This is a genomic window from Paenibacillus sp. V4I3 (assembly GCF_030817215.1).
In the GTDB taxonomy this organism is placed as follows: domain Bacteria; phylum Bacillota; class Bacilli; order Paenibacillales; family NBRC-103111; genus Paenibacillus_E.
In genome coordinates, this window is sequence record NZ_JAUSZA010000001.1 from 351,548 (window position 1) to 373,308 (window position 21,761).

A 21,761-nucleotide genomic window follows, 5' to 3' on the forward strand; every position below is an offset into this window, starting at 1 on the left:
CCCTCGGAGTCTTTCATGCCGCAGCCATCCTGCCAGCGTTAACTTCCTCGATATGTGTTATAACCCCATGGCGCGATGAGAAGCGGCACATGATAATGAGCATCTTTGGCCGATATGCCAAACCGAACCGGTACTTGATCCAGGAATGCAGGCTCTGCAAGCTCAGTGCCAATTCCTCTGAAATAATCTCCTATATGAAAGACTAGCTCGTAAATTCCTGTTGTAAAATCATCCCCGCAAAGCATCGGCCCCTGAAGGCGGCCATCCGCATTCGTCACTTCCGAGTGAAGAATATCTGAGCGCCCGTCTTGAAGACGAAACAAATCAATCCGCACTCCACTAGCCGGTCGTCCACTACTAATATCCAGTACGTGCGATGTTAAACCAGCGCTCATAGGCCCTCCAGATCACTCTTTGTCATGGAAAAACCTTGGAAACCATACGGCGGTCTAGGCTCTGTAAACACCTTACCCTCACCAACGGAAGCTTGCTCCAAAATCGTTTCCCACGTGCGATTGTTAGATTCAAAACGAATTTCTTTTAATTGAGGAAAACGAGTGAGCGAGCGCTGCCCGATTCGATAAATAAGATTTTGAATCGACGGTGAATGCTGCTCATGGAATACGGTATGCGCAATATCACGAATTTGCTCAGCAGCCACATAGCGTCCAAGGTCAGAGTCTAGTGCATCCGCCACTTCTTCATAACTCCAAGCCATATCTAAGAAAATAAATAAAGGACGGTCAAAAGATTCCGGAAGCGTCGTATACTCATCTCGAACGAAGCCCGCAAAGGAACTTCCTTTTACTTTAATCAGCTTCAAGTCGGCGATGCCGCCTGCATGTTCCACGACAGCAATCCCCTCATCCGTGCGCACGACTTCAACCAGCGCAGTCGGATGTTCATTTTGCGAATAACGATATACCAGATCACTACCGTCAAATCCTTTTGCACCAGGAACTGGCAGCACTTCAAAAGATACTTGATCAGCTGTCATTTTCACACCTGTCATCTGTGGGTACGTCTCTAGAAAGTCGCGGCCGGCGAACTCCAGAAACCCTTCGGCAGTAGCACCTTCATACTCTCCTGCTTTGCGCAGGATGAAATTTTTCATCGAGTCCGTGGCAACAACCACCCGGTTGTCCCCCTCCGTGAAAGAAGTAAAAAACTTCTCTCCGCTAACCGCCACCTTGATATTCATCCCAAACAGCACATTGTCACGTCCGGTAAAGCCCGATTCCGGTATTAACGTCAGATTCGTCAGAGGCTTCGCATATGAACGATACACCCATACATCACCTTTGCCATAATACATGATTCTCTCTGATCCGTTCGCTTGCTTCATCGCTTTCGCCTCCGCTTCATTGACTAACACAGCCTCTAGGCGAAACCGCCCGATTTTACAAACCTCCTGCAAAGCTTTCCCCAGCTCTTCTTCCTTATCTCGATGTATCCGAGTGCGAATTGCATCTCGAATCGTCTCTTTGGTCTGGCCTTTGACGGCCATTATAAAAGGAAACTGAAAGGTATCCGTATACTTCTTGTTGTAGGCTAGAAATTGTTCATATTCTTCAGCTGTTAATTGGTTCAAACCGGCCCCGGACTGCTCCTGCACAGAATGATCCGTCATCCGCACTCGCGTCCCTAAGTCTGGATGCGCTCTAAGCAGCGCAAGCTGGTCCACCCGACCAGCAAGCCAAACCTCACGTTCAAAAGCACTTATCAATTCCTTCTCCGTCGCAAAAGGCTGCGAGCTCCATGCCCGCTCTGCCACCCAAGGTGAGTGCTCAAATAGAGGGCCGAACATATCGATGAAATCTTCCTGATTCAATTCATTCACTTTATGCAGTGTTAGCTTCACTACCCGTCACCTCTATTTCTATGAAAATCCAACCATTCTTTATCAAGATTTGTTTCATTGTAAATGCGCTGTGTATCATGGTCAATTTATATGAATAAAGTTTGTAAACTTTCATAACATCAGTAACTTTTTTTGTGAGCTTGCACCTTTTCGCATCAAGGTTGATGCGAAGCTAAAGTATACTACTTATATTTTAGCTTCGATCAACTGACATGCAAAAAAATACACCTCGGCTCTTTGGTTCATAGGACAGCTTGACGCTTCCATATGACCATTTTCAGCTAAGGTGTATGTTTGTTATCTTTGCTTGGCAATTATGACTGCATGGTTCCTTCTTTGCGGTACTGATTTGGCGCTATGCCTACTACTTTTTTAAAGGCTGTACTGAAATAATGTTGAGAGTCATAGCCCACTTTTTCAGAAATCTCAATAATCGTCATATCCGTTGTACTCAAGTAATGAATCGCGTGTTTAATACGTGTATGAGTAAGCATATTCACAAAAGGTATACCTAATTCTTGTTTAAATATTCTTCCCAAATAAACAGGGGATACCTTCATTTCATTGGCGATCATTTCCAACGTTATCTCAGGGTCGCTATATCTGTGTGCAATGAAATCCTTTGCCAGACGTACAAAAGGAGACAGATGGACTTCTTTATATAAGGAAGTTCTTGCTTGCTGATACACGTTAGAAACACCCGTTACGCCTTCAATGCCCGTCATGAATTGAGAAGCTATGGATATTTTCAAATAGGTTTGCACAGCTGCATCAATTTTCGCGATATGATCTTCCGACACTGGTTCCCATACGAGTACAACCAGCATCCCCAAATGGTCTCGAAATTTGACCATCGTGTAGGGAGATAACAGCTCTTCAACGATATTTTCAATGGCAAACAAGTATAGTTGACGGTCTCTTTCCGATAATAGTTCCTTACCTCTTGAATTCCCAGACCATTGAATAACGCCTAGCGTGCTCGGCGCTCGATCGGGCATTTTGAGAAACGCAAGCTGCTCTCTGATCTCAACCTCACTAAGTACCCCATCCATCCATTCCAAGCAGAAGCGTTCTCTTAATAGCGAGAAGTTCCTTTCAATCTGTTTGGAAGCCATTTGCAAATGCTCTTCTTTCTCTAAGGAAGAAGCCATCAGCCTCGTTATTTTCGTTAAAACATCAGCAAGCTGCGCAGGATTTACCGGTTTGAGGATATAATCATCCACATTCAGGCGAATAGCTGCTTGTGCATAGGTAAACTCGTCATGTCCGGTTATGATGATAATCTTGCAATCCGGCAGCTCCTCACGAATATGCTTGATCAAGGACATACCGTTCATTATGGGCATATTGAGATCAACAAGCAGGATATGAACATTATGCTTACGTGCAAGCTCTAGGGCCTCTTCACCGTCTTCAGCCTCTGCCACAACCTCCAAGCCAAGCTGCTGCCAATTCAATGAACCTAGTATACCTTCACGAATGATCGATTCATCATCTGCAATCAATACTCTCCAGGGCGGACTTACGATCATACGGACACCTCTCTTTTTAACACAGGATGTGTAATCGTTACGGTTGTTCCCTCTCCCCTTTTGCTTTCAATAGATACCCCATAAGCTTCTCCGAAGCTGATCACAATTCGTTCATGTACATTCGTTAAGCCATACCCCTCACCAGATTGAGGATTTGTTACTATAAATGACGATTCCTGCAAGCTTAATGGCGGCGAATCCTGCTTATATTCACTTACAGCCGGATTCGATTTAGAAGCGGCTGCTTCCAAGGTTCGTCTTAAACGTTCCAGCTTTTCCTCGGACATTCCAGCTCCGTTATCGCTAATCGTGATGACCACTTTTTCATTCTCATTCCGAGCGTGTATGTCGATATTACCAGGTCCACGGCGCTCTTTAATCCCATGATAGATGGCATTCTCGACAATCGGTTGAAGAATCAACTTGAGCACATAAAGCGAATGAAGCGAAGGGTCAATGACAATGGAATAATTCAATTTTTCCTTATACCTTGTTTTTTGAATGATGAGATAGCTCTTCACGTGCTCAAATTCTTCCATAAGCGTAATGACTTCATTCCCCTTGCTAAGACCAATGCGAAAAAGCCTTGATAGGGAATCGACCACTTCTGTCACTTCATGCGCCCCGCTTTTACGAGCTAACCATAGAATTGTATCGAGTGTGTTGTATAAAAAATGCGGTTTAATTTGCGCTTGCAGACTTCGCAGTTCCGCTTCCCTCTTTTGCCTCTGCTCCTTTTCGACCAAACCGATCAGCTTCGTAATTTGCATCAGCATATTGTTAAAGCTTCGCCCCAGCATGCCGACTTCATCCGTTCTTGAATCCTTGAAGCGTATAGACAGATTACCATCCTCTGCTCTCCTCATGAATGACGTTAGCTGCCAAATAGGGAAAGAGATGGTATAAGATAAATAATAAGAAGCCGCAATACCGAGCAAGCATACAACGAAAACAAACATGATCAAATAAAGGCGGATTTCTCGGACCTCACGGACCGTCTCTTGCGTTGAAAATACACCCACCGTCGTCCAATTCGTAAAGGCCGATTTCCGATAAATGAACTGCATGTAGGTGCCATCAATTGTTTTAGAAAAAGTACCCGCGGGATTCTCGTCAATCCAACTTCGCTGAAACTTGCTCACAAGGGGATGCTCCGGTGTGTAGATACTTTCGCCTTTATCATCGATGACCATTAAGTAGCCCGATTTTCCCAAACTTACGTCCTGCACGGTTTCTGCGATGACTCTAAGCTTTAAATCAATTAAGATGACACCTTTAACCGCTTGGGTTTCGGGATCCAGAATCGCTCTGACCACAGAGACAATATCCTCATCCTTGTAGTCAACATGCGTGGTGACATTTCTTCCCGAGGGATGACCTACGATACTGAAGATCCCCTTTTGATCAACAGCTTCCTTATACCAACCTTCTTCGGTTAGGCTCCGAGTTGTTCGGGCATACATTTCGTTACTGATATAATCCCCTTTCGCATTTACCACCAAGATACCCGCCACTTCCGAGTAAAGGGTTGTAAATCCTTGAAGAAATATCCGCATATCGTAGGCTTCCGCTGCCTGGATGGTTGGCTCTCCGCTTAGAAACCGCCTCACTTGTGGGTTAAAGGAAGTGAAATAGGTAATATTCTGCAAATTCCCCGCGTACGCTTCAAGCGATTTATTCACATTTCCGATTAATTGAGACGTATGCTCATTAACCTGTTTTTCGATAATGCGATCGGTCGCTAGCGCAATCAGAATACCCAGACAAATCGCAGGCAAAATGCTAATTAGTAAGAAGTGCATGATTAACTTATAACGGATTGGCCAGTTATTCAGTGTAATCCATTTGAACATCTTCATGCGCTTCACCTCATCATTCGCCTCTACGCTGTCATTTGGCATAATAGATATCGACATTTTCTTTCGTCACGATTGTAATTCCTGTATCCACGTAAGTAGGAACAAGCGGCTCCTTGGCATTCTGCAGCGGTAAATGCGATTTCTGGGCTTCCTTTTGAAGATGGAGTAAATGCATAAGCGACCAATACCCCATATTCCAGGTACCTTGCGCAAGCGTTGCCGAAATCGTTTCGTTCTTCACCATATCGAGCGTCCCTTTATCGGTATCAAAACCAATAATTTTCACTTGAGAAAGCCGATTCAAGCTTTTCACTGCATTACCTACGCCCACACCGCCATTGGCCTCCGTAGCAAATATACCGTTCAAATCCGGATGATCCTTGAGAACTTTAACCGCAATCCGTTCGGATGCCAATTGATCCCCCTTACCATCTTCTATCGCTATAATTTGTAGATTTGGGTAGCTGCTTCGGATCGTATCCTGAAATCCGGCCATCCGATCCTGATGATTCAGTTGATTCGGCAGCGTAATAATCGCAAGCTTACCATTGGTCCCGGTCAACTCAGCCATTTTGTGAGCTGCGCTTACGCCAGCATTATAATTATTCGTTCCCAGAAAAGAGTAGGCTTTACTCTTAGGTGCGCCAGAATCGAATAATACGACAGGTATACCCGCTTCTACAGCTTTATTAATGGTCACAACGAGTGCGTTCGGATTGATCGCCGAGACCGCAATTCCTGCCGGCTTCTTGGCGATTACTTGTTCCAAAACCGTTATCTCTTCGTACACATCGTACTGTGTAGCACCACGGTACTCCACGGAAACATTCAATGTCTTCGCGGCATCCTCGAAGCCCTTTAGACAACTTTTCCAATAATCGATGCCGGACTGAAAGTTGACCATCACATACTTCTCTTCGATTTTACCTTGGAGACCGCGATTCATTTGCTTAAGCGATTGATCCGTAGGCTCGTTGTATTGATAAAAATAAAGGAAAAGCAAAAAAGTTGCGATCAGTATCGCATACACCATCAACAGCTTTTTCATACTTGTTCCTCCTATGACCCTTTGAACGCAGATGAGCTCTATATGTCATTCGATCTTAATTGAAATTTACCGATTAATTCATCTAGTTCTTCCGCCATCCCGCTTAAAACGTTGGCAGAAGACACGATTTCTTCCATGCTCGCGAATTGCTCTTCCATGTTTATGGACACATCTCTCGTTCCCGAAGCCGTATGCTTGGCCACTCCTTCTATTGAACGAAGAACTTCTAGAGCTGTTTGCGATTTCTTAGAAATGTCTGAGGATTGCAGGGATACCTGACTTATTTGCGCGCTAACCTCTTCGATTTCTATTTTTATTCGTTCAAACGCCACGTTCGCTTCATTTACAACTGAAATCCCTGTGCTCACTTCTTGTGAACCTGCCTCACAGGAATGTACGACTTCGCTCATTTCTTCTTGAATCGCACTCACCAATCTCGTCACTTCATCTGCAGCCTCTGTGGTTTGCTTAGATAAATGACGAACTTCTTGAGCAACAACCGCGAAGCCCTTGCCAGCTTCACCTGCTCTAGCTGCTTCAATCGAAGCGTTAAGCGCAAGCAAATTAGTTTGTCTGGAAATATTGGCAATTAGACCGTTTGCTGCTAGGACATGCGTGACGTGCGTTCCTAAGCGCTCGACGGACTCCGAAAGCACTTTCATTTTATAATAAATGGCGTTCATTTGGCTAATGGATAATTCGATAGAATCCGTCCCCCTACTAACAGCTGCCAATGCGTTAGACGACGTTTCATTCGTTAATTCCGTAATCCTGGCAATTTGCTGTACGGAATGATCCATTTGAGCAAGGAAAGTAACTCCCGTCATCATATGCTGTACCTGAGATTCGGAACCTGCGGAAATCTCTTGCACAACTGTCGTAATTTGCTCCGACGCTTGGCTCAAATGCTCGGTGTTGCCGCTGAGCTCTTCTGCCGCTGCAGATACATGCTTCGCATGATCGTCAACCTGGCTAATGATTTTAAACAAATTGCCCTTCATTTGATTGAAAGCCTCCGCCAAGTCATGAAGCTCATCGCGGCTGCGGACTCTAATATCTCGGCCCGTTAAATCACAAGAAGCTATATCTCTCGCCGCTTTAACAATCGTCCTGAGAGGGGCGATAATCATTCTGGATACCATCCATCCTATGGCTAACGCGATCACTAAAGCCGTGATGCTTACCCATATGAGCTTTTGAATGGTTTGATCCGTCATATTTCCATTTTCCACTTTCTTCAATTCCATGATGTTCTTTTGCTTTTTCTGAATCTTCTCAGCAAGCTTGGTTAAATTTTGAGTGAGGGGTACGGTCCTTTGAAAACTGGATTTCGTCTTCTCAAGATCATGTACCAATCCGGCAATCGTCTCGATAGACTCACCCATTACCTTATAGTAAGTTTGATCTTCCGCATTCTCGTCGATCCCCTTGATGTCTTGCACCAAAGCAGAAAGCTTCTGATTGCTTTCGAGAATAGCTTGAACTTTCTCCGGAGAAGGTTCAATGACATAGCTGGACATAAGGCTATACTGCAATTGTGTTTGGTATTGGATATCCGAAGCAAGCTGCAGAATCATGGCATTATGATTTAACAAATTCACATAGGATAAATTGATTTTTTTCAGAAAATAGTAGGATAATCCGCTCGTCACTACGACCAATAAAGCGATAACCACAAAGGCAATCATCAGTTTTGAACGCAAAGAAAGAGAGAGTACCTTGAAGGGATTACTTCTTAGCCATGTCATACGTTTACTCATCATTTATCCCCCACTCCGTAGGTTTAAGCCGCAAATAAGACCCTCCTCTTCAGGAAAAGTCTTATTTGATCCCCTATTGCCTAGATATCATCTGACTAAGCAGTTTTGGATTTGTTGTAAATATCAAAACCTACCGCAAATAACAGCACCAATCCCTTGATACCCTGCTGCCAGTCAATACCTAGACCAACTAAGGACATCCCATTGTTCATGACACCCATTACAAGTCCGCCGATGATTGCACCGATAACCGTACCAATTCCACCAGTCGCGGAAGCACCGCCAATGAAGCACGCAGCGATGGCATCCAGCTCAAAGTTTACACCTGCTTTAGGTGTAGCCGCATTTAATCTTGCCGCAAATACGAGACCGGATAGCGCTGCCATTACCCCCATATTTACGAACACCCAGAAGGTCACATGCTTCGTTTTGATTCCTGATAATTTAGCCGCTTTTTCACTTCCTCCAAGCGCATAAATATGGCGTCCCATGACCGTTTTATTCATAACGAAGGAGTAAATAACTACGAGCACAAACAAAAGAACCAGAATGTTGGGAATACCCTCATAGGTAGCCAGCACATACGTGAATACGTTAATGATCAGGACCATGACGGCAATTTTGGCAATCAACAATCCCATTGGCATCACATCGAATTTATACTTGACTTGATTCTTTCTTTTTCTAAGTTCACTCCAAACCAAAATAAGGGATAACACAACTCCGATGATCAGTGTAGTGTTATGCATTGTGCTTCCATTTAATACATCAGGGATAAAGCCAGAGCTGATTTTCTGAAAAGTCTTCGGAAATGGCGCAATTGACATCCCGTTCAGAACGATCATCGTTAGCCCCCGGAAGAGGAGCATCCCCGCCAGCGTAACGATAAAAGATGGTATTCTCACATAAGCGACCCAAAAACCCTGCCATGCCCCTACCAATGCTCCAATGACCAAAGAAATGATAACGGCTAAAACAAAAGGAATTTTCATATCGACCATCAGAACGGCTGACACAGCCCCTACAAAAGCGGCAACAGATCCTACAGATAGATCGATATTTCCGGTGATAATGACCAATAACATACCTATAGCCAGCACCAAAATGTAACTATTTTGCAAAATCAAATTCGTTACATTCAGAGATTTTAACAGAACCCCATCCGTCATGATTTGAAAAAATACCGTAATTAAGACTAGTGCAATAATCATGCCGTATTGACGGATGTTGCTTTTAAACATTTTAGTCAGTGTTTCCATGCATGTGTCCCCCTGCTCTCGTAATGCACTTCATGATTTCTTCCTGTGAAGCTTCCTCTTTACTTAATTCACCAACCATTTTCCCCTCATTCATCACGTAAACACGGTCACACATACCCAGAATTTCGGGAAGCTCCGAGGAAATAAGCAGGATTCCTTTGCCCTCCATCGCTAATTGATTGATGATCGTATAAATCTCATATTTAGCCCCCACATCGATACCCCGTGTTGGCTCATCAAGAATGAGAATATCCGGCTCTGAAAAAATCCATTTGCTTAAAACGACCTTCTGTTGATTGCCGCCGCTTAAATTCCCTGTTTTCTGTAAAATGCTCGGTGTTTTAATATTCATCTTTTGGCGAAAGCTCTCCGCATGGACAATTTCTTCATTCTCATTGACGACCTTATTTTTCGAAATCTTATCCAGTCTGGCCATCGTTATGTTTCTTTTAATATCGTCAATCAAGATTAATCCATAGTTCTTGCGATCTTCCGTCACATAAGCAACACCATGATGAATGGCCTTATTAATCGTTGGCAGGTGAATTTCCTTGCCATCTTTATATAAATGACCGCTGATTTTCTTCCCATAGGATTTGCCGAAAATACTCATCGCCAGTTCCGTTCTACCTGCTCCCATTAACCCGGCAATGCCGACAATTTCACCTTTACGAATGTTCAAATTAACTTGATCGATGACTTTACGATTGTCTTGCAGTGGGTGATAGACATTCCAGTCCTTTACTTCAAACAACGTCTCGCCGATTTGCGGCTCCCTGATTGGATACCGATGTGTTAAATCCCGGCCTACCATGCCTTTAATAATGCGGTCTTCGGTAATTTGGTCTTTTCTCATATCCAACGTTTCTATGGTTTGACCATCCCTAAGAATGGTAATGGAATCCGCCACCTTAGAAATTTCATTTAATTTGTGGGAAATCAGAATAGAAGAGATTCCTTGTTTCTTAAATTCCAGTAATAAATTCAGCAGATTATCGCTATCCTCTTCGTTCAGAGCAGCTGTAGGTTCATCCAAGATCAGCAGTTTCACCTTTTTAGATAGCGCTTTTGCGATTTCCACCAATTGCTGCTTGCCAACACCAATATTGATTGTCAATGTCGTGGGCTGCTCACTTAATCCAACCTTTTGCAGTAGTTCCCTTGTCTTCACAATGGTATCGTTCCAATTGATAATCCCTCGTGAAGCTTGTTCATTTCCCAAAAAGATATTCTCTGCAATCGATAAATAGGGAATAAGCGCTAATTCTTGATGAATAATGACGATCCCCAGATTTTCACTTTGTTTGATATCCTTGAACTCACATACTTGACCCTTGAACAGAATGTCGCCATCATAGGATCCGTGTGGATATACGCCGCTTAAAACTTTCATAAGCGTGGACTTGCCTGCACCATTCTCACCAAGCAGGGCGTGAATCTCGCCTTCTTGAACACGTAAATTCACATTACTGAGCGCTTTCACACCCGGAAATGTTTTCGTAATATTTTTCATTTCCAATATGGCATCCGACATGCGATCACCAAGCCTTCCATGTAATAAATGATCTAGCGATAGTCATACTCGGCTATCACTAGATCATTTAGGTAGTTCCTAGGTTGAAAACTTATTTTTTACCTAATTTATCTTTTGTGTAATAACCGCTTGTTACCAAGATGGATTCATAGTTGGATGCATCTACGGATACAGGCTCAAGCAGGTAGGCAGGAACAACTTTAACACCATTGTTATACGTTTTCGTATCGTTCACTTCGGGTTTGGTTCCTTTTAGGACACTGTCTGCAATCGCAACCGCTTTTTTAGCTAACTCACGAGTATCCTTAAATACCGTTTGTGTTTGTTCCCCAGAAATGATCGATTTAACGGACGCTAGCTCTGCATCTTGCCCCGTAATAACCGGCAGCGCCTTGCTTGCTGTCCCATAGCCAACACCTTTTAAGGAAGATAGGATTCCGATACTGATGCCATCATAAGGAGACAACACAGCATCCACTTTCTCAGATGCATAGTTTTTGCTTAGCAGGTTATCCATTCTGGATTGGGCAACCGAGCCGTCCCATCTTAGTGTAGCCACTTGTTCAAACGCTGTTTGCTTGCTCTTCACCACTAATTTACCGGAATCCAGGTAAGGCTTCAGTACGGAAATGGCTCCATCAAAGAAGAAATTTGCATTGTTATCATCAGGTGATCCAGCGAAAAGCTCAACATTGAATGGACCTTTACCCTCTTTCAAGCCTAGCTTTTTCTCGATATAGGAGGCTTGCAGTACGCCTACCTTGAAATTATCGAAAGTAGCGTAGTAGCTGACAAACTCACTCTTTTTGATTAAACGATCGTATGCGATAACCTCAACTTTGGCATCATGCGCTTTCTTCAGAACGTCTGTCAAAGATTCTCCGTCAATCGGTGCGATAACGAGGATATTAACGCCTTTGGTAATCATATTTTCAATTTGAGCTACTTGGTTCTCAATAACGTCTTCCGCATATTGCAGGTCAGTTTTATAACCAAGCTTTTCGAATTCCTTCACCATGTTAGCTCCGTCGCTCACCCATCTTTCAGATGATTTCGTCGGCATCGAGATACCTACTTTACCTCCGGCTTTCGCATCCGTTTTGGCTGCTGCTGTTGGCGCCGCTGTGCTTGCCGCATCTTTCTGTTCTGTCGTTGCGGTTTTAGCCCCGCAAGCTGAAATCACTAAAATCAAAGATAATAAAGCAAATACGGAAAACATTTTTTTCATCTGAACTACCCCTCTCGTTTATCTCAGGTTCTTGTTTCATAACCTAAGTATAGGGCTGAAGGCATTCAGCGTCTTTTCAAAAAAACAACTCGTTTTTATAAATATTAAACTTATTAAAACGCTTTCATGTGTGCACATGGTGCCCCAAACCAGATGTGGGGTTAAAGTACCTTCTTGGCTAGAAGGTCTACACATTGAATTTTCCCACTTCGAATTAGCCATCCTTGCCCCTCACAGCGCATTACGAAATAATGAAATTCGTATAGTGTTTGGCTACTTTCAGGGTGTACTTACGCAGCAAGCTGCGCGGGGAATTGGCCTCAATGTAATTAAAGTGAAAATATCCTGCTAATTGCTCCGCTTGTCCCTTTACAACAAAAATAACTGGATAACCTCCCGTTAATTCAATCAGATTCGGTCAATTTTTCAACCAATCGCCGATTTAGATGGAGGTTTTCCAGTTAGTTGCATTTCTCAGGATGCCGGAGTCTAATTAGCTGGAGGATTCACCTCTAATTGTGGCTCAACGGCGGGAGGTGGAGTGCGGGACAGCGCGCGAGGTGGCGGTCCGTGGGAATGGAGTGGTGCAGTGACAGGTGGGGGAAGCAGGGTCTCGTTGAAGCTGGAACAATCCTTCCCCATATGACTCAGGTGTCGCAGAGATGATCTATCCTGATTGAATGCGATAAAAAGAAGAGGCTATCCCTAAATCTGTTAAGATTTTTGGGACAGCCCTTTCTACTACACGTTTAAGACCAATATCCAGCATGCGCTGCTACAGCTTCCTCTTCTACCTCAGGGAAAGGACCGAGCACTTGAATAGCCTTATTCCCCCTGGCAAATACCTGACGACACGGTAAATCGAGCGTAGGATTCTGCTCATCATCACCCGTCAATGAAGCTAGCCTTTTTTCCGATATTCCGAAGACTACACGCCCAACGTTCCCCCAATAAATCGATCCAGCACACATCGCGCATGGTTCTGCAGACGTATATAAGGTGCACTCCCACAATTCTTTCTTGCTATACCGATTAGAGGCCGCCTCCATCAAGGTTGTCTCCGCATGTCCGGTGCAGTTCAACTCCGTGATCTCGATATTCCCCTGCTCCAGCAATATTTCTCCATTCGGTCCAACCAATAGCGCACCAAACGGGGTATTCCCCGATTCTCTGGCTAGAACAGACAGCTCTACACATCTTTTCAAAAATAGAATATGCCTATCATGGTCCATTACCATGTACCCCCACCCCTTCCGCTCAACATTAAAATCTTTGCTCCCGAATATAGGGAACACCTAGTGCTTCCGGTGCACCTGAAGGCTTATTGCGATTACGCCAACCGAGGAACATCAGAACCAGAATGGTCACGATGTACGGAATCATTTTCAAAAAATAAGAAGGGATATGACTGCCAATAAGCTGTACACGGAACCCCAGCGTATCCAACACACCGAAAAAATAAGCGCATACCAAAGCACGAACCGGATTCCATCTCGCGAAAATAATGAGTGCCACCGCAATCCAACCGCGTCCTGAGGTCATTCCTTCATTCCATGTCGGCGTGTATACGAGCAGCAAATCAGCACCCCCAATACCGATCAACATGGAACCAATAATGATACAGCCGTAGCGAATGGCAATCACAGGAATACCCATAACGTCAGCTGTTGCCGGATTATCCCCCACCGCTCTAAGATGCAGCCCCCATGATGTACGATGGATGAAAAGATGCATGACAATAACCAGCACAAAGCTAAACCAGGTAAAAAGATCCAAGTGCGCAAAAATCTTCCCCATAAACGGGACATTCTCCAGCCATGGCAAATCTAGCCTTGGTACCGCTCCGGGTAATGGAATGCCGCTAACACGCTTTCCAAGATAAGCGCTAAGACCTGCGCCGAATATCGTCATGGCCAGACCACTAACGACCTGATTAGCGTGCAGGGTTACACAAAGAAATCCATGAAGTATACCCAGAACACCGCCCACTGCAAGTACACAGAGAAGAGTCAGCGCTAAGCTCCCAGTTTGAATGAAGACAAGACAAGAAGTTACTGCCCCCATCAACATAAGTCCTTCCGCACCCAATTGTGTAATGCCTGATCTTTCGATAAGAATTCCACCCAATACAGCTAACAGCAGCGGCGTACCGGAAGAGATCGCGGAAACAATTAATTGTGTGACGATATCCATGACATTTCCTCCCCTTTCAGCATGATTTCAATCCAAGCTCACCCATCAGCTCACCTATCACCGATTGCGGCGAATGCGGATTTTCCCAGACATACCGCCCGCAATGAGGAAAAATAGGATAGCCCCTTGAATCATAGAAGAAGTCGATGAAGGAAGACCGATCGTCTGCACACTGTATCCTCCTACAATGAGCCCTCCGAACAGCACCGATGATATCACCAGCCCTACCGGATTCAGTTTCGCAAGCCAAGCCACAATAATGGCTGTGTACCCATATCCCGGCGAAATACCATACATGAGTCGGTGCGCCACACCGGAAACTTCGCTCATTCCCGCTAACCCAGCCACCCCGCCGCTAATGATCATAACTACAAGAACATGTCTGGAAATTCGAATTCCTGCGTTCCGCGCAGCTTCCGCATTCGCACCAATGAGACGCAGCTCATAACCCCAACGCGTATATCGGATCATAAACGCATAGAGCAGCACGGCAACAATAGCAAAAACGATCCCGAAATGGAGTCGGGTAGCTCCAAAAGTAGGTAATGACTGCGCCGCGGTGAACATCGGGGATCCTGGGAAGTTAAAGCCTTTCGGATCTTTCCATGGACCGAATACCGCATAATTTAAGGCAAGAAGAGCTACATAATTCAACATTAAAGATGTAATTAGTTCGTTAACTTGAAAATATGTCCTTGGAATCGCCGTCAGCAATCCCCAGACCCCACCGGCTACGATGCTCGCCACCACCATAGCTGGAATCGAAATGTATATTGGCAGCTGTGGAAAATAAACCGTAACCGCGGTAGCCGCCATCGCCCCAGCCAAAAACTGCCCCTCGGCACCAATATTCCATACCGAAATCCGGTACGCGATCGAGACGCCAAGACCGCAAAGCAGCAGCGGAATTGCCTTCACAAGAGTTTCTGTAATGCCAAAGGAAGAACCAAAGGCACCTTTCAGCATTTTGGCATAGACCATAATCGGATTCATGCCATTCAAGGCTATAAAAATACCACAGGCCACAAGCGCCAAGACGATAGATATAATCGTCACCCACCACGGACTGGCTGGACCTGCAGGATCCATCTCAAAACGGTAAGGCATACGAAAACTAGCTTCTCGCTTAGGCACCTTTTTTTCTATTGGAATGGTTCCCGCCGTTTGTTGTTCGCTCACCCTGCATCCTCCTCAGACCCCGCCATCAACATACCGATATATTCACGGCTCGCTTCCTCTCGCGGAATATTGCCCACGATGCGTCCATCGTACATGACAAGTATTCGGTCAGCTAGCTGCAGCACCTCATCCAAATCCTCTGATATTAGGAGAACAGAACTCCCCTTGCTGCGCAATTCCTCTAGCAATAGGTGCACACCCCCAGTGGCACCTACATCAAGCCCCTGCGTTGGATGCACGGCTACCATCAGCTTCGGAGCTTGATCAATTTCCCGGGCAAAAAGCAGCTTCTGCTGATTACCCCCCGACATATACTGAACAGGTGCATCAATCCCCGATGTCCTCACATCGAATAGCTCAACAAGCTTCTGCGACCAACTTCGATTGCTCCCAGTACGAAGTAGACCGAATCGAGATCGTTCCGGAGAACGATACGTCTTGAAGAGCAGGTTATCTACGGAGCCCAAGCTGCCCGCTAGACCGCTCTTCATGCGGTTTTCCGGCACATGGGCAATGCCTAACTCAATGGCTGCGCGCACCGAACCGTTACGCAATGCCTTTCCGTCAAATTGGACATCACCTTGTTTCCATACGCGAAGTCCCGTTAACACCTCCGCAAGCTCCTTCTGCCCGTTTCCAGACACTCCGGCAACACCAACAATCTCGCCTTTACTCACTTGAAAATGAAGTCCATCCAGCACCTTACGTCCATGATCCGCATACACATTCAAACCATCGACCACAAGCATCGGCTCTCCTTGCGGTTTCTCTCTAACAATCGTGCGGCTTTCTAGGCTCTCCTTGCCGACCATCAGCTGCGCCAGATCCCTCTCGTTCGTTTCTGACTTCGCCATCGTTGCGATCATCTCGCCTTTACGCATAACCGATATGCGATCCGAAGCAAACATGACCTCCTTGAGTTTATGTGTCGTCATAATGACCGTCTTGCCTTCTTTTTTCATACGATTCAGTGTCTCAAACAACTGATCTACCTCACCTGGCGTCAACACCGAGGTAGGTTCATCCAAAATAATTAAATCCGCTCCCCGATAGAGCGTCTTCACAATTTCAACACGCTGCTGTTCCCCGACCGACAGCTGCCAAATGGGCCGGTCTACCGGAAACGGTAGACCAAAGTGCTTGGATATCGCCTCGATCTCCTCGGACTTTCTAGCGAGCCATCGTGGACCGCGCCAGAACGAAGATGACTCCCCAAGAACAATATTCTCCGCCGCAGTTAACGTTTGAACAAGTCGAAAATTCTGAAAGACCATGCCAACCCCTAGATTCATCGCATCCTTCGGCGATCGAATTCGCACCTTCTCACCGTGGATGAGAATCTCTCCGCTTGTTGGGCGATATACACCTGAGAGCATGCACATCACTGTGCTTTTACCGGCACCGTTCTCGCCTAACAACGCATGAATCTCTCCAGCTTTTGCCCGGAAATCAACATGATCATTAGCTACAACAGAACCAAACTGCTTGACGATCTGGTTCATCTCAACTGAATAACCCTCCGTTTTCATCAAGGGAGCCCCCTCCTTCTATATCCTTATTACTACATCCCTATATACTCAAAACAGCATCTCCCTACCCAGGATCTGCTGTTTCTGAAACAAGACTATTCGAATAAGAACACAGAATTATATCTATTTTCCTCACTATACTGTTCAGGTGAATTACACGTCAATTAACATCACATCATATTAGGGGATCTAACGAAAAATGACAAAACTTTTGTGCCTCACGCCAAAATTGATGTTAAATTAAGTCACGCATTAAATAAAAAGAGCACTCTTATTATAAAGAGCGCTCTAAAAGCTATTCTATGCCAATAAATTACGAAAGAAATATACCGCCATAAACGAAACCAGCCACAATCACAAACGCAGGGTGAATCTTCCTCTTTTGAATGAGATAGAAAGCAACTGCGGCAATGCCAATAAACTGCAAGTATCCTATCGTTTTCGTAGATTCCACCATACTGCTCCACGTGACCAACACCATCATGATCGCAATAACAGGCTGAACAAGCAGCGTCATTCCTTTGATTACCAGAGATTGCTTATATTTCTGCAGGATATTCAGCAAAATGATGAGTGCAATAATGGAAGGAACAACCGTTGCAGCCACGGCAATTAGAACACCGACCCAACCACCGATTTGAAAGCCAACATAGGCGGCAATTTTCGTAGCAATCGGTCCAGGCAGCGCATTCCCAAGCGCTAACATGTTCGAGAATCCACTGCTGGTCATCCAAGCATGATTCGGAACAATCTCTTGATACATGAGCGGGATCGACGAGGGCCCGCCTCCGTATCCGAACACATTGGCTAAAAAGAAACTAACAAGTAAATGCCACCACTCACTCATACGCCCTCACCTTTGCCAAGCTGCTTCTTGTTCTTGTTCCACTTGTCCTTTAGCTTATGATGGAAAGCCCCATATAGTAAAAACATAAAAATAACGATAGCCGGGTGCACAGAGAAAATCTGCAGCAACAAGAATGAAATAACAAAAAATGTGAGACCTGCCGCCCAACCCAAGCCTTTAACCGCCTTCTCCCCGAACTCATACGCCATCACGCCTAACATCACCGCGACAATAGGCACTACCGCCGCTATCATTCCTTTAATCACTTGTGAAGTACTAAAGAAATTAATGAACGAATACAACCCCACCATTGCTGCACAGGTAGGAACAATGTGAGCTAAAACACCAATCGCTGCTCCCCATCCCCCTTTGAGCCGATATCCAAGATACCCTGCTAGTTTCGTTGCTATCGGTCCCGGAAGTGTATTAGCTATCGCCAGCACTTCCATGAATTCCTCATCCTTCATCCATTGAAATCGCGTAACCGCCTCGTACCGTATCAACGGCACAATCGACGGCCCGCCGCCATATCCCAATATCCCCGTCCGGAACATTGCCATACCTATCTGAACATAGGCATTCCCCACTATGTATCACTCCTGTCTCTGTAACACCATTAAGCTTTATTGTAATATAAGTTAAAAGGATTCACTCGATTCTTTTCTTATCTTTGTAAAAATGACAAAGATTCTTCAGATTCTTGGGACTTGGCTTGAAATTGAATAAAAGCCGCTCGGATAAATAAAAAAACCTTACGAGGATTTCTCCTTGTAAGGTTTTTTCGTGTGCTTGGCAACGTTCTACTCTCCCAGAACCCTGCGGTTCAAGTACCATCGACGCTGGAGGGCTTAACGGTCGTGTTCGAGATGGGAACGCGTGGGTCCCCTCCGCCATCATCACCAAACAGTCAAAGCGTGGTTTGCGCCTTGAAAACTAGATACGAAACTTACGTAAAGTGAACATTTCAGGGTTTTGGTTAAGCCCTCGACCGATTAGTATTCGTCAGCTGCATGCATTGCTGCACTTCCACCTCGAACCTATCAACCTCGTCGTCTACAAGGGGTCTTACATACTGGGAAATCTCATCTTGAGGGGGGCTTCGCGCTTAGATGCTTTCAGCGCTTATCCCCTCCGTACATAGCTACCCAGCGATGCCTCTGGCGAGACAACTGGTACACCAGCGGTACGTCCATCCCGGTCCTCTCGTACTAAGGACAGCTCCTCTCAAATTTCCTACGCCCGCGACAGATAGGGACCGAACTGTCTCACGACGTTCTGAACCCAGCTCGCGTACCGCTTTAATGGGCGAACAGCCCAACCCTTGGGACCTACTTCAGCCCCAGGATGCGATGAGCCGACATCGAGGTGCCAAACCTCCCCGTCGATGTGGACTCTTGGGGGAGATAAGCCTGTTATCCCCAGGGTAGCTTTTATCCGTTGAGCGATGGCCCTTCCATTCGGTACCACCGGATCACTAAGTCCGACTTTCGTCCCTGCTCGACTTGTAGGTCTCGCAGTCAAGCTCCCTTATGCCTTTGCACTCTGCGAATGATTTCCAACCATTCTGAGGGAACCTTTAAACGCCTCCGTTACATTTTAGGAGGCGACCGCCCCAGTCAAACTGCCCACCTGACACTGTCCCCATACCGGATCACGGTACTAGGTTAGAACTCCGATACGATCAGGGTGGTATCCCAACGATGCCTCCACCCAAGCTGGCGCTCAGGCTTCAAAGGCTCCCACCTATCCTGTACAGATCGTACCAAAGTCCAATATCAAGCTGCAGTAAAGCTCCATGGGGTCTTTCCGTCTTGTCGCGGGTAACCTGCATCTTCACAGGTATTAAAATTTCACCGGATCTCTCGTTGAGACAGCGCCCAAGTCGTTACGCCATTCGTGCGGGTCAGAATTTACCTGACAAGGAATTTCGCTACCTTAGGACCGTTATAGTTACGGCCGCCGTTTACTGGGGCTTCAATTCATAGCTTCGGAACCGAGGTCCCTAACCACTCCTCTTAACCTTCCAGCACCGGGCAGGCGTCAGCCCGTATACTTCGCCTTGCGGCTTCGCACAGACCTGTGTTTTTGCTAAACAGTCGCTTGGGCCTTTTCACTGCGGCCCCCTCGGGCTATTCACCCTACCGAGGCACCCCTTCTCCCGAAGTTACGGGGTCATTTTGCCGAGTTCCTTAACGAGAGTTCTTCCGCGCGCCTTAGAATTCTCTTCTCACCCACCTGTGTCGGTTTGCGGTACGGGCACCTTCGCCTGGCTAGAAGCTTTTCTTGGCAGTGTGAACTCATGACCTTCGGTACTTAAATTTCCCTCCCCATCACAGCCCAGCCTTACGATGTGCGGATTTGCCTACACATCAGCCTCACTGCTTGGACGAGCATCCATCAGCTCGCGTCACTATCCTTCTGCGTCACTCCATTGCTCATAACGGCTACGGTGGTACAGGAATTTCCACCTGTTGTCCATCGACTACGCCTTTCGGCCTCGCCTTAGGTCCCGACTTACCCTGAGCGGACGAGCCTTCCTCAGGAACCCTTAGGTTTTCGGCGGATCAGATTCTCACTGATCTTTTCGTTACTTATACCGGCATTCTCACTTGTATGCGCTCCACCTGTCCTTACGGTCAGAATTCAACGTACATACAACGCTCCCCTACCCATGCACTAAAGTGCAAGCCATAGCTTCGGTGGCGTGTTTAGCCCCGTTACATTTTCGGCGCAGAGTCACTCGACCAGTGAGCTATTACGCACTCTTTCAATGGTGGCTGCTTCTAAGCCAACATCCTGGTTGTCTGTGCAACTCCACATCCTTTCCCACTTAACACACACTTGGGGACCTTAGCTGATGGTCTGGGCTGTTTCCCTTTTGACAATGGATCTTAGCACTCACTGTCTGACTCCCGGATTTAAGTTTGTGGCATTCAGAGTTTGACTGGACTTGGTAACCCTTGGCGGGCCCCGCACCCAATCAGTGCTTTACCTCCACAACTCAACATCCGAGGCTAGCCCTAAAGCTATTTCGGGGAGAACCAGCTATCTCCGAGTTCGATTGGAATTTCTCCGCTACCCCCACCTCATCCCCGCATTTTTCAACATGCGTGGGTTCGGGCCTCCAGTGAGTGTTACCTCACCTTCACCCTGGACAGGGGTAGATCACACGGTTTCGGGTCTACGTCCACGTACTAAAGCGCCCTATTCAGACTCGCTTTCGCTGCGGCTCCGCCTTTTCAACTTAACCTCGCACGGGAACGTAACTCGCCGGTTCATTCTACAAAAGGCACGCCATCACCCATATAGAGGGCTCTGACTTTTTGTAAGCACACGGTTTCAGGTTCTTTTTCACTCCGCTTCCGCGGTGCTTTTCACCTTTCCCTCACGGTACTGCTTCACTATCGGTCACTAGGGAGTATTTAGCCTTGGCAGATGGTCCTGCCGGATTCCGACGGGGTTTCACGTGACCCGCCGTACTCAGGATACCTCTAGGGGTTTCGTTCGATTTTGGCTACAGGGCTTTTACCTTCTATGCCGGACCTTTCCAGATCGCTTCGCCTACCGAACTAACCCCACAACGAGGTCCTACAACCCCAAGGAGCAAGCTCCTTGGTTTGGGCTATTCCGCTTTCGCTCGCCGCTACTGACGGAATCACTTTTGTTTTCTTTTCCTCCAGGTACTTAGATGTTTCAGTTCCCTGGGTATGCCTCTACTATTGCTATGTATTCACAATAGAGTAACTGCGCATTACCACAGCTGGGTTCCCCCATTCGGACATCCCCGGATCAAAGCCTGCTTACGGCTCCCCGAGGCATTTCGTCGTTCGCCACGTCCTTCTTCGGCTCCTAGTGCCTAGGCATCCTCCGTGTGCTCTTTCTAGCTTAACCTAGAAAAAACTTTAAAGATTTTTGCATGATCCAAAAGAATC

Annotated in this window: 15 protein-coding genes and 2 rRNA genes; all 17 read right to left on the reverse strand. The window is 46.1% G+C overall.

What is annotated here, in order from left to right; all coding sequences use genetic code 11:
* Nucleotides 1–38 precede the first annotated feature (38 nt).
* The gene (uraH, locus tag QFZ77_RS01750; protein ID WP_307435279.1) at nucleotides 39–395 is read right to left on the reverse strand and encodes a hydroxyisourate hydrolase; all 357 of its coding nucleotides are present in this window, start codon (nucleotides 393–395) and stop codon (nucleotides 39–41) included.
* Entirely contained in the window at nucleotides 392–1,861 is a 1,470-nt protein-coding gene (pucL, locus tag QFZ77_RS01755; protein WP_307435282.1) for a factor-independent urate hydroxylase, read from the reverse strand. Before pucL ends, uraH begins: the two co-directional genes overlap by 4 nt.
* 314 nt (nucleotides 1,862–2,175) lie before the next feature.
* The gene (locus tag QFZ77_RS01760) at nucleotides 2,176–3,393 is read right to left on the reverse strand and encodes a response regulator transcription factor (RefSeq protein ID WP_307435286.1); all 1,218 of its coding nucleotides are present in this window, start codon (nucleotides 3,391–3,393) and stop codon (nucleotides 2,176–2,178) included.
* Nucleotides 3,390–5,252 carry a cache domain-containing sensor histidine kinase gene (locus tag QFZ77_RS01765; RefSeq protein ID WP_307435288.1) on the reverse strand — a complete coding sequence of 621 codons (1,863 nt, stop codon included), beginning with the start codon at nucleotides 5,250–5,252 and terminating at the stop codon, nucleotides 3,390–3,392. The genes QFZ77_RS01760 and QFZ77_RS01765 overlap by 4 nt, the downstream gene beginning before the upstream one ends.
* A 31-nt stretch (nucleotides 5,253–5,283) precedes the next feature.
* On the reverse strand, nucleotides 5,284–6,300 hold the full coding sequence (locus QFZ77_RS01770) for a substrate-binding domain-containing protein (RefSeq protein WP_307435291.1): 1,017 nt from the start codon (nucleotides 6,298–6,300) through the stop codon (nucleotides 5,284–5,286).
* Between the two features lie 38 nt (nucleotides 6,301–6,338).
* Complete coding sequence (locus QFZ77_RS01775) at nucleotides 6,339–8,063, reverse strand: methyl-accepting chemotaxis protein (RefSeq protein WP_307435296.1); 1,725 nt, start codon at nucleotides 8,061–8,063, stop codon at nucleotides 6,339–6,341.
* Between the two features lie 92 nt (nucleotides 8,064–8,155).
* Nucleotides 8,156–9,319 (reverse strand): multiple monosaccharide ABC transporter permease, encoded by a 1,164-nt coding sequence (mmsB, locus tag QFZ77_RS01780; RefSeq protein WP_307435299.1) that lies wholly within the window; start codon nucleotides 9,317–9,319, stop codon nucleotides 8,156–8,158.
* Nucleotides 9,303–10,853, reverse strand: coding sequence for a multiple monosaccharide ABC transporter ATP-binding protein (gene mmsA, locus QFZ77_RS01785; protein ID WP_307435301.1), 1,551 nt, complete (start codon nucleotides 10,851–10,853; stop codon nucleotides 9,303–9,305). The genes mmsB and mmsA overlap by 17 nt, the downstream gene beginning before the upstream one ends.
* Before the next feature lie 91 nt (nucleotides 10,854–10,944).
* Nucleotides 10,945–12,081, reverse strand: a complete 1,137-nt coding sequence (chvE, locus tag QFZ77_RS01790) for a multiple monosaccharide ABC transporter substrate-binding protein (RefSeq protein ID WP_307435304.1) — start codon at nucleotides 12,079–12,081, stop codon at nucleotides 10,945–10,947.
* Nucleotides 12,082–12,830: 749 nt separating this feature from the next.
* The gene (locus QFZ77_RS01795; RefSeq protein ID WP_307435307.1) at nucleotides 12,831–13,313 is read right to left on the reverse strand and encodes a nucleoside deaminase; all 483 of its coding nucleotides are present in this window, start codon (nucleotides 13,311–13,313) and stop codon (nucleotides 12,831–12,833) included.
* 31 nt (nucleotides 13,314–13,344) lie between these two features.
* Entirely contained in the window at nucleotides 13,345–14,274 is a 930-nt protein-coding gene (locus tag QFZ77_RS01800; protein WP_307435309.1) for an ABC transporter permease, read from the reverse strand.
* Between the two features lie 57 nt (nucleotides 14,275–14,331).
* Nucleotides 14,332–15,381, reverse strand: coding sequence for an ABC transporter permease (locus tag QFZ77_RS01805; RefSeq protein WP_373462720.1), 1,050 nt, complete (start codon nucleotides 15,379–15,381; stop codon nucleotides 14,332–14,334).
* Nucleotides 15,382–15,449: 68 nt separating this feature from the next.
* Nucleotides 15,450–16,982 carry an ABC transporter ATP-binding protein gene (locus tag QFZ77_RS01810; protein WP_307449172.1) on the reverse strand — a complete coding sequence of 511 codons (1,533 nt, stop codon included), beginning with the start codon at nucleotides 16,980–16,982 and terminating at the stop codon, nucleotides 15,450–15,452.
* A gap of 313 nt (nucleotides 16,983–17,295) precedes the next feature.
* Entirely contained in the window at nucleotides 17,296–17,829 is a 534-nt protein-coding gene (gene chrA / locus QFZ77_RS01815; RefSeq protein ID WP_307435314.1) for a chromate efflux transporter ChrA, read from the reverse strand.
* Complete coding sequence (gene chrB, locus QFZ77_RS01820; RefSeq protein ID WP_483874674.1) at nucleotides 17,826–18,419, reverse strand: chromate efflux transporter ChrB; 594 nt, start codon at nucleotides 18,417–18,419, stop codon at nucleotides 17,826–17,828. Before chrB ends, chrA begins: the two co-directional genes overlap by 4 nt.
* Before the next feature lie 197 nt (nucleotides 18,420–18,616).
* A 5S ribosomal RNA gene (gene rrf / locus QFZ77_RS01825) occupies nucleotides 18,617–18,733 on the reverse strand.
* Between the two features lie 68 nt (nucleotides 18,734–18,801).
* A 23S ribosomal RNA gene (locus QFZ77_RS01830) occupies nucleotides 18,802–21,720 on the reverse strand.
* Nucleotides 21,721–21,761 lie beyond the last annotated feature (41 nt).

Coding starts and splice junctions, on each gene's coding strand:
- QFZ77_RS01795 (WP_307435307.1), bottom strand. CDS start 13,313: ATGGACCATGATAGGCATATTCTATTTTTGAAAAGATGTGTAGAGCTG.
- QFZ77_RS01760 (WP_307435286.1), bottom strand. CDS start 3,393: ATGATCGTAAGTCCGCCCTGGAGAGTATTGATTGCAGATGATGAATCG.
- mmsB (WP_307435299.1), bottom strand. CDS start 9,319: ATGGAAACACTGACTAAAATGTTTAAAAGCAACATCCGTCAATACGGC.
- QFZ77_RS01805 (WP_373462720.1), bottom strand. CDS start 15,381: ATGCCTTACCGTTTTGAGATGGATCCTGCAGGTCCAGCCAGTCCGTGG.
- mmsA (WP_307435301.1), bottom strand. CDS start 10,853: ATGTCGGATGCCATATTGGAAATGAAAAATATTACGAAAACATTTCCG.
- QFZ77_RS01810 (WP_307449172.1), bottom strand. CDS start 16,982: ATGAAAACGGAGGGTTATTCAGTTGAGATGAACCAGATCGTCAAGCAG.
- QFZ77_RS01770 (WP_307435291.1), bottom strand. CDS start 6,300: ATGAAAAAGCTGTTGATGGTGTATGCGATACTGATCGCAACTTTTTTG.
- chvE (WP_307435304.1), bottom strand. CDS start 12,081: ATGAAAAAAATGTTTTCCGTATTTGCTTTATTATCTTTGATTTTAGTG.
- QFZ77_RS01800 (WP_307435309.1), bottom strand. CDS start 14,274: ATGGATATCGTCACACAATTAATTGTTTCCGCGATCTCTTCCGGTACG.
- QFZ77_RS01765 (WP_307435288.1), bottom strand. CDS start 5,252: ATGAAGATGTTCAAATGGATTACACTGAATAACTGGCCAATCCGTTAT.
- QFZ77_RS01775 (WP_307435296.1), bottom strand. CDS start 8,063: ATGATGAGTAAACGTATGACATGGCTAAGAAGTAATCCCTTCAAGGTA.
- chrA (WP_307435314.1), bottom strand. CDS start 17,829: ATGAGTGAGTGGTGGCATTTACTTGTTAGTTTCTTTTTAGCCAATGTG.
- uraH (WP_307435279.1), bottom strand. CDS start 395: ATGAGCGCTGGTTTAACATCGCACGTACTGGATATTAGTAGTGGACGA.